The following is a 7,683-nucleotide window of genomic DNA, read 5'->3' as shown; positions in this document are numbered from 1 at the left end:
CTTTGGTATACTACTTTGTAGGTAGATTGTTTTTTGAACTTCTGTTTGTGCAGAATCATAAATTTTCACCTTAAAATCTTCTAAAACTTTTTCGACGATATTTTCGCTGTATTCTTTTAAAAGTTTGTTTTTGAGTTTGTTTTTTAAATAATCAGAGTATTGAGTTGTGGTGATTTCTTCTTTTAGGTTTTCAACGGTTTGGTTTTCTTTTATATTCTCTATTTTTTGCTGAATATATTTCTCAATATTTTCATAACTGAGAGTTTCTTTTTGAAAAAGATTGATAAAGTTTAAACCTTTTGGATTGTCTTTTTTAAATGAGATTCTTTCTAAAAGTTCAGATTGATTTGAGCCAACTAAAGGGCCATCAACAAAGATTTTGATTTCATTTCCGATTAAGATTCCAAAATTTAAGCGCAACATTCTCATATAAGATGAAAGTTGATCTTGATAACTTTGGTTTTTTAAATCGGCTGCTGGATTTTTGACTTCTATCACAAAAAGATTTTGGTCGTGTGATTTTATTATAATATCTGGTGTGATTCTATTTGCTGCACCTATTGGTATGCTTTCTCGGACTGCTATTTCTTTTTTAAAATGGCTCCAACCTAATTTTTCAAATGCTTGAATCACTTTTAATTCAAAAACTTGTTCTGATGCATTGAATGGAACACTTTCTGAAAGTATAAAACATAGTTCATTCCATTTTTCCATAATATATTTCTATAAAAATCAATTAATCAGCCAAATGTAATAAAACTTTCAGTTAAACATATTGTGTGATGGGATTCCTGCTTTCGCAGGAATTAGTAGTTATCCAATAATCATCCCAGCCATAGTTGCAGATAATAAAGATGCTATTGTTCCGCCAATAAGTGCTTTCATTCCAAACTCCGATAAAGTTTTGCGCTGGCCTGGTGCCAATGATCCAATGCCTCCAATCTGAATGCCGATAGATGCAAAGTTGGCAAATCCGCAAAGCATATAAGTTGCCATGATTATTGATTTTTCAAACTTTAGATGTACTCCGTTAGCGACGTCTTTAAGTTCAGCCAATTGAATGTACCCTACAAATTCACTCGCTGCCAACTTGATTCCCAAAAGTTGGCCCATAAGTGCCATGTCTTCTTTGGCAACACCAATAAGCCACATTAATGGAGAGAAAATATATCCTAAAATAAACTCTAAGGAGAAGGCTGCATAAGGCGTATTGTTTGCAATTAAGGCGTTTAAACCTGTTATTCCTCCAAGCTTTCCAAAGCCATAATTAATCATGGCTATAAAAGCAATAAAAACCAAAAGCATCGCGCCAACGTTGGCTGCCAATTTTAAGCCTTCTGTCGTACCGTTAGCAATGGCATCCAATATATTAGAGCCAATATTATCTTGTGTAACCTGAATATCCGTATTGATTTCCTGTTGTTGTGGATACAGCATTTTAGAAATAACAATAGCGCCGGGAGCAGCCATCACAGAGGCCGTCAATAAGTGTTTTGCGTAAAATAATTTGAGAGCTTCATCTTCGCCGCCCAAAAAACCAATGTATGCCGCCAATACACCACCAGCAACAGTGGCCATCCCACCAATCATGACCAAAAGGATTTCGGATTTGGTCATTTTTTCCAGATAAGCTTTGATCATTAACGGAGCTTCTGTTTGCCCTAAAAAGATATTGCCCGCAACACTTAAGCTTTCGGCACCTGAAATTTTTAACAGTTTGGTTAAAACCCAAGCCATTCCGGCAACCACTTTTTGAATAACTCCCAAATAAAATAGCACTGAGGTTAATGCCGAAAAGAATATAATAGTTGGCAATACTTGAAACAAAAAGATAAATCCAAAACTTTCGATATCCATCATGCCTCCAAGTAAAAACTCACTTCCTGCTTGGGTAAATTCCAAGACTTTTACGAACATTTTTCCAACAATTTCAAAAGCTCTCTGAATAAAAGGAACCTTTAAGACGCCTATGGCAAGAAACAATTGTGCCGCAAGCCCTAAGCCTATAGTTTGCCAATTAATGGCTTTTCTGTTGGCACTTAAAAGATAAGATATTAATAAAAGTACAAACATGCCCAAAGTGCCACGCAATAAGCTATTCATTGTAAAGCCTTCGCTTGCAATGATTTGGTTTGTTGTTGTGGTCTCTGCGATATTTAATGGTGCGTCGGTTGCGGTGGTTAGGTTGTATCGAATTCCTTTTTCCTGAAGTACTAAAGTAGAATCGGTTAAGGAATTAATTTTTAGCTTTTGAATAGTTTCCGATGGTGTATCGTAATAGAGAATTAAAAGTTTGTTTTGGGTTATAAAACTGCCTTTGTTCTCAGTGCTGTCTTTAGACTTTAAATAAAAAGTGAACTCACCGTCGGTCAAATTTAGAACATCAGTTTCTGGATTGATACTATATAAACTGTCGTTTTGATCGCTTTGTACAGATTCAAGCTTCCATTTTCTTTCTATGCTTTGTGCTATGCTTGTTGTAATCCCAAAAAAAATAGCTGTAAAAGCTAAAAAGAAATGTTTCATCAGATTGATTGTTTTAGCGTTTAGAAATCTCGTCTCTAATTTTAGCGGCCAGTTCATAATCTTCGGTTAGGACGGCTTGCTCCAATAAAGCATGGAGTTCTTGGATGGTTTTGTTTTTGTAGTTTTCTTGGATTGAAGATTCTATTTCTTCGGCAACCAAATCATCCAAAAGGATGCTGTCTTGCTGCTCATCTTCCTTATGTGGATTAACCTTTAAGTAGATTCCTGCTTTATCCAGAATGTTTTTATAGGTGAAAATTGGCGCTTGAAAACGCAATGCCAAAGCAATGGCATCACTGGTACGTGCGTCAATGATTTCTTCAATTTTGTCGCGCTCACAGATTAAGCTAGAGTAAAACACACCATCTACCAATTTGTGGATGATGATCTGTTTGATAATGATGTCAAACCGATCGGCAAAATTTTTAAAAAGATCGTGGGTCAATGGACGTGGTGGGCGGATTTCCTTTTCGAGCGCAATGGCAATGGATTGTGCTTCAAAGGCGCCAATGACAATAGGGAGTTTGCGGTCGCCATCTACCTCATTCAATATCAAGGCGTAAGCACCGTTTTGCGTTTGGCTGTAGGATATTCCCTTTATGTTCAATCGGACTAAACTCATATAAAATAAAAAGCAAATAACTGTTTAAATTAGGACTTTACCAACTGTGGTCGTCATATTTTTTGGGAAGTTACTGAAACAAAAATACTATTTTGAAAATTTTTGCCACAAATACAAACCTCTTTAATATTAGGTTTGAGGTGTGTATTTATGGCAATTATTTTAACTTGTCAGCTAAATGCTGTTACAAGTTAAGGAATTTAAGCATTTTGAGCTTTAAATTCTTTTAGTTTTTCTGTAAGTTTTGGAACGACATCAAAAGCATCACCAACGATGCCGTAGTCTGCCGCCTTAAAAAAGGGTGCCTCAGGATCGGTATTGATGACAAGTTTTACTTTAGAAGCATTGATTCCGGCTAAATGTTGAATAGCTCCAGAAATACCGATAGCAATATATAAATTGGCTGCTACAGGTTTTCCGGTTTGCCCCACGTGTTCTCCATGTGGTCTCCAACCTAAATCGGATACTGGTTTTGAACAGGCTGTGGCTGCGCCCAAAACTTTTGCTAAATCTTCAATCATGCCCCAATTTTCAGGGCCTTTTAACCCACGACCACCAGAAACGACAATCTCTGCATCTGCAATGGTTACGCTATTGGTGGCTTTGTCAACGGAGTCCACATGAACATCATTATCAGGAATAGCTGGTGAAAAATCTTCGGCAGTGGCACTCGCAGAATTTTCTTTAATCCCAAATGTGTTTTTGGAAATACCAACAATTTTGACATCGGTATCAATGGTTGAAAATACAAAAGCTTTGTTGGTAAAAGCATTTCGTTTTACGGTAAATGGTGAAGCACTTGTCGGCGCCTCAACCACGTTGGAGGCATAACCAGCGTTTAATCCAACGGCCAATAAAGGCGCTAAATACTTACTGTCTGCACTAGAGCTTAGCACTACTACTTTGGTGCCTTCTTTTTCTGCAGCTTGTTTGATAATGTTAGCGTAGGTTTTGGCATTAAAAGCATCCAATTTTGCATCGTTTACTTTTAATACTTTATCAACACCATAAGTTCCTAATTCTGAAACATCATTGGCATTAATGGCAATAGCGGTAACAGTTGTTCCCATTTGGTCTGCAACTGCCTTTGCGTAGGAAGCTACTTCAAAAGCAACTTTTTTGAACTTTCCTTCTTCTGATTCTGTATATACTAAAACTGACATAATCTGTTGTTTTTATCATTTCCACGTAGGTGAAAATCTCATGATTAATTTCTGATTTTTTTATTTCAAGATCCAAATTTTAATACCTTGTATTGGATTTTGATATTTATATGACTTTCGCTTCGTTATGAAGTAAGTTTATCAATTCGTCAAGATTATCTGGTGAAATCATTTTCACGGCACCTCTCGGTTCTGGTTTTTCAAACTTTACGGTCGATGTTTCTTTGATTGCCTCAACAGGTTCAACAACGTTTAACGGTTTTTGACGGGCTTGCATAATGCCTCTCATGTTTGGAATGCGAAGATCACTTTCTTCTACCAATCCTTTTTGAGCACCAATAACTAGTGGTAAAGTTGTAGAAACGGTTTCTTTTCCGCCGTCAATTTCTCTAACAGCTTTAGCGTTTGTCCCATCAACTTCAAGACTAATGCAATTGGTTACAAAATTTGCGCCTATCAATTCGGCGAGCATCCCTGGAACCATTCCGCCATTATAATCAATAGATTCACGACCTGCAATGATGAGGTCATAGCCGCCATCTTTAACCGCATTGGCCAGTTGTTTGGCAACAGCAAAACCATCGGTTGCAGCGGTGTTCACACGAATGGCACTGTCGGCGCCAATAGCTAAAGCTTTGCGTAATGTAGGTTCTGTTTCTGGGCCGCCAACATTAATAACATCAACGGTGGCACCTTGTTTTTCCTTGAACCACATGGCACGCGTTAGTCCAAATTCATCATTCGGATTAATTACAAACTGAACACCATTGGTGTCAAATTTGGTGTCGTCATCGGTAAAATTGATTTTTGAGGTCGTATCGGGCACGTGGCTAATACATACAAGTATTTTCATGTTTTTATTATTTATAACATTATTAGTTTTATGACGGTTTTTATGAGTTTTATCAACCTAAAACTACAAATTTTTGCCGCCTATGGTCTTTTATTCGATTTGGTTACGAAGTTAATTATTTTAGACGATATATTTGCTATGCATGCATAATAAATTTTAAATAATTCTTTTCGTTTTAGTTTTCGTTTTATTGTTACTTTTGCTAATTGATTTAAATTTTGAAATGAAATGAAGACAATTCAATTTAGAGAGGCTGTTTGTGAGGCTATGAGTGAAGAAATGCGACGTGACGAAAGCATTTATTTGATGGGTGAGGAGGTAGCCGAATATAATGGTGCATATAAGGCATCAAAAGGAATGCTGGATGAGTTTGGACCAAAACGCGTTATTGATACCCCTATTGCAGAGCTTGGTTTTGCTGGTATAGCTATTGGCTCGACCATGACAGGCTGTCGTCCTATCGTCGAATATATGACTTTTAACTTTTGTTTGGTTGGTATTGATCAAATCATTAACAACGCTGCTAAAATTAGACAAATGTCTGGCGGACAATTTAAATGTCCAATAGTTTTTAGAGGACCAACGGCTTCCGCAGGACAATTGGCAGCGACGCATTCACAAGCTTTTGAAAATTGGTTTGCAAATACACCAGGATTAAAAGTTGTAGTGCCATCTAATCCATACGATGCCAAAGGACTTTTGAAAGCTGCCATCCGTGATGACGATCCTGTAATTTTCATGGAAAGTGAGCAAATGTATGGTGATAAAGGTGAAGTGCCAGATGGCGAATATACTATTCCGCTGGGCGTTGCCGAAGTTAAACGTGAAGGTACTGATGTGACCATCGTGTCATTTGGTAAAATTATAAAAGAAGCATATAAAGCTGCTGAGGAATTGGAAAAAGAAGGTATCTCATGTGAAATCATCGATTTGAGAACTATTCGTCCATTAGATAAAGAAACGATTTTAAAATCGGTCAAGAAAACCAACCGTTTGGTCGTTTTGGAAGAAGCTTGGCCATTCGGGAATATTTCTACAGAAATTACCTATATCGTACAATCTGAAGCCTTTGATTATTTGGACGCCCCAGTGATCAAAATCAATACGGCCGATACGCCTGCGCCATATTCACCAGAACTATTTAAAGAATGGTTGCCAGATAGTGATGAGGTTGTTAAAGCGGTTAAAATAGTATTGTATAAATAAATTGTTTCCAATACGATAGTTATTGGGATTACGTTATCATAACTTCATTGACCTTAGTGTTGGTGAAGTTTTTTTGCCTTATGAACCTAAATCTACGCTGCTTATTTTTTTTCTTCGGAATGTGTTCCATGTACGCCCAGACTAAGGTTAGTGGGTATGTTTATGATGAAAACAACGTTTCTGTAGCCTATGCCAATGTCTTTTTTAAAGGTTCGACGGAAGGAACAATTACCGATGAAGATGGAAAGTTTTATTTGGAGTCCAGTGCAACTCACAATACTTTGGTCGTCTCATTTATGGGTTACGAAACTTTAGAAATCCCTTTGACCAAAAAGGTAAACTATGATTTAAAACTCATTTTAAAGGAAGCCTTGGATCAATTGGGTGAGGTTTTTATCGTTACCGGAAAGCAGTCCAAAAAAGAAAGTGAAAATCCGGCCATTGCCATTTTAAAGAAAATTTGGGAACGGAAGCGTCAAAACGGATTACGCCAATTCAAACAATACCAATACGATAAATACGAGAAAGTTGAGTTTGATATCAATACGATTGATAGTGCGTTGATTAAAAGTAAGTTGTTCAGAGGGATGGAATTTGTTTTCGATCAAGTCGATACGAGCCGCGTTACAGGAAAAACCTATTTGCCTATTTTCATCAATGAAGCCAGTAGCAAAGTTTATGGCGATAATTTAAAAAAGAAGGAAAAAGAAGATTTAAAAGGCAACAAAAATTCGGGTTTTAGCAATAATCAAATCATTATTGATTTTGTAGATGATCTGTATTCAGATTTTGATATTTACGATAATTACCTCAAGTTTTTTGATAAAAGCTTTGTGAGTCCGCTATCTAGGACTGGCGTCAATACCTATAATTATGTGCTTTCCGACAGTGCTTTTATAGATAATAAATGGTGTTATAATATTGTTTACTATCCACGTCGAAAAAACGAATTGACTTTTAAAGGTGATTTCTGGGTCAATGATACCACTTATGCTATTAAGGAAATCAACATGCAAGCTTCAAAAAGTGCTAATATTAATTGGGTAAAAGAAATTTATATTGAGCAGGATTTTGAGGTTTTGAACGATTCGGTGTTTTTGATTAAACGCGATTATTTTATGTCTGATTTTGCTTTCAGTAAAAAGGAACAATCGCGCGGTGTTTATGGCAAGCGTACCACACTTTATGATAACTACGAGTTTGACATCCCTAAAGACGATAAATTTTACGCTCAAGAAGTATATAATTTTGACGTCGATGTATATAATAGAGATGACGATTTTTGGGAACAAAACCGAATGGAAGCTTTGAGC

General features: G+C 36.7%; 7 protein-coding genes. 2 read left to right on the top strand and 5 right to left on the bottom strand.

Annotated elements, in window-relative coordinates; genetic code table 11:
* From VNJ50_RS04315 to VNJ50_RS04295, 5 genes are all read right to left on the bottom strand, one after another.
* On the bottom strand, positions 1–714 hold a 714-nt coding region (locus VNJ50_RS04315; RefSeq protein ID WP_325579396.1), incomplete at its 3' end, for a hypothetical protein.
* A 99-nt stretch (positions 715–813) separates the two neighbouring features.
* The gene (locus tag VNJ50_RS04310) at positions 814–2,526 is read right to left on the bottom strand and encodes a nucleoside transporter C-terminal domain-containing protein (RefSeq protein WP_325579394.1); all 1,713 of its coding nucleotides are present in this window, start codon (positions 2,524–2,526) and stop codon (positions 814–816) included.
* Positions 2,527–2,539: 13 nt separating this feature from the next.
* Positions 2,540–3,148 carry a bifunctional nuclease family protein gene (locus VNJ50_RS04305; protein ID WP_325579392.1) on the bottom strand — a complete coding sequence of 203 codons (609 nt, stop codon included), beginning with the start codon at positions 3,146–3,148 and terminating at the stop codon, positions 2,540–2,542.
* Positions 3,149–3,348: 200 nt separating this feature from the next.
* On the bottom strand, positions 3,349–4,311 hold the full coding sequence (locus VNJ50_RS04300) for an electron transfer flavoprotein subunit alpha/FixB family protein (RefSeq protein WP_325579390.1): 963 nt from the start codon (positions 4,309–4,311) through the stop codon (positions 3,349–3,351).
* A 106-nt stretch (positions 4,312–4,417) separates the two neighbouring features.
* Positions 4,418–5,164 carry an electron transfer flavoprotein subunit beta/FixA family protein gene (locus VNJ50_RS04295; protein ID WP_325579388.1) on the bottom strand — a complete coding sequence of 249 codons (747 nt, stop codon included), beginning with the start codon at positions 5,162–5,164 and terminating at the stop codon, positions 4,418–4,420.
* Between the two features lie 228 nt (positions 5,165–5,392).
* On the opposite strand from VNJ50_RS04295, the gene VNJ50_RS04290 reads away from it, so the two are divergent.
* Positions 5,393–6,370: a pyruvate dehydrogenase complex E1 component subunit beta gene (locus VNJ50_RS04290; protein WP_325579386.1), complete on the top strand. Its 978-nt coding sequence runs from the start codon at positions 5,393–5,395 to the stop codon at positions 6,368–6,370.
* A 128-nt stretch (positions 6,371–6,498) separates the two neighbouring features.
* A partial coding sequence (locus tag VNJ50_RS04285; RefSeq protein WP_325579384.1) for a DUF5686 and carboxypeptidase-like regulatory domain-containing protein occupies positions 6,499–7,683 on the top strand: 1,185 nt, incomplete at its 3' end.

This window comes from Gelidibacter sp. (assembly GCF_035577925.1).
GTDB lineage: Bacteria > Bacteroidota > Bacteroidia > Flavobacteriales > Flavobacteriaceae > Gelidibacter.
The sequence above is the reverse complement of the archived record's forward strand: the minus strand, read 5'-3'. Positions and strand labels throughout refer to the sequence as shown.